A 1,421-nucleotide genomic window follows, 5' to 3' on the forward strand; every position below is an offset into this window, starting at 1 on the left:
GGTCACGTCCAGCGAAGTGGTGTATGAGCTGACCTTCGCGTGATCCTGTTTCTGCAGGTTAAGCGGTAAGTGTCTGCGGTAGCGGATTATGGGCCGGTGTGTCGCCGGTAAGAACGCGCATCCGGCACTTGGCCAGGGCGTCGAGTCCCATGTAGCGGCGGGCCTCGGTCCACTCGTCGGTCTGCTCGGCCAAAACCGCACCGACAAGCCGGACGATCGCGGCCCGGTCGGGGAAGATCCCGACCACGTCGGTGCGGCGGCGGATCTCCTTGTTCAGCCGTTCTTGAGGGTTGTTGGACCAGATCTGCTTCCAGACCTCGCGGGGGAAGGCGGCGAAGGCCAGCACCTCCTCCCGTGCTCGATCCAGGTGTTCGCACGCGGCCGGATATCTGGCCGCCAGTGCCTCGATGACCCAGGAGTACTGGGTGTGCACCGCTTCACTGGTGGGCTGGTCGAAGATGGTGCGCACCAGTGTCGCCACCCACGGCTGCGCCGATTTCGGCACCGTGGTCAGCAGGTTGCGCAGGTAGTGGGTGCGGCATCTCTGCCAGGACGCACCCGGCAGGGTCGCGCCGATCGCCTCCACCAGGCCGGGGTGGGCGTCGGAGACGACCAGCTGCACCCCGCCCAGGCCGCGGGCCACCAAGCCCCGCAGGAAGGCCAGCCAGCCGGCGCCGTCTTCGGCCGAGGTGACCTCCAGCCCGAGGATCTCCCGGTTGCCGTTGGTGTTAACGGCGGTGGCGACCAGGACGTGCACGTTGATGATCCGGCCGCCTTCGCGGACCTTCTGGGTCAGGGCGTCCAGCCACACGAACGCGTACGGCCCGGCGTCCAACGCGCGGGTGCGGAAGGCCTCCACCTGAACGTCGAGGACCTTGGCCATCTGGGAGACCTGGCTTTTGGAGATGGTTTTGATGCCGAGCTGTTCCACCAGCTTGTCGACCCGCCGGGTGGACACCCCGAGCAGGTAACTGGTGGCCACCACGCTGATCAGCGCCTGCTCGGCCCGCCGCCGACGCTCCAGCAGCCACTCGGGGAAGTAGGAGCCCGAGCGGAGTTTCGGAACGGCGAGTTCGACGGTGCCGGCGCGGGTGTCCCACTCGCGGGCGCGGTAGCCGTTGCGGCGGTTGGTGCGCTCGTCGCTGCGGGTGCCGTACTCGGCGCCGCACAGGGTGTCGGCCTCGGCCGACATCAACGTCTCGGCCATGGTCTTCACCATGGATCGCAACAGATCCGGATCCTGCTGCTGGATCTGCTCCGCCAGCCACGTGGCGGGGTCCACACTGTTGTTCACGGCCATCGCTTTCTTCTCCTTCGATCTTGATGTCGCAATCACGAAGGATCACGCGATGGCCGTCCTCATTCACGGCGCCACGCCATCTAGCTGGGGAAACTCATACACCACGTCCGTGGACGCAACC

General features: G+C 66.6%; 1 protein-coding gene. It reads right to left on the reverse strand.

The features are described from left to right. Window positions 1-58: 58 nt before the first annotated feature. Window positions 59-1,300 carry an IS256 family transposase gene (locus tag ABZ463_RS41605; RefSeq protein WP_362785742.1) on the reverse strand — a complete coding sequence of 414 codons (1,242 nt, stop codon included), beginning with the start codon at window positions 1,298-1,300 and terminating at the stop codon, window positions 59-61. Between the last annotated feature and the right edge of the window lie 121 nt (window positions 1,301-1,421).

This window comes from Streptosporangium sp. NPDC020145, from assembly GCF_040631275.1.
Taxonomy (GTDB): domain Bacteria; phylum Actinomycetota; class Actinomycetes; order Streptosporangiales; family Streptosporangiaceae; genus Streptosporangium.

Excerpts from the sequence above, each read along its gene's own strand:
- ABZ463_RS41605 (WP_362785742.1), bottom strand. The coding sequence starts at position 1,300 with ATGGCCGTGAACAACAGTGTGGACCCCGCCACGTGGCTGGCGGAGCAG.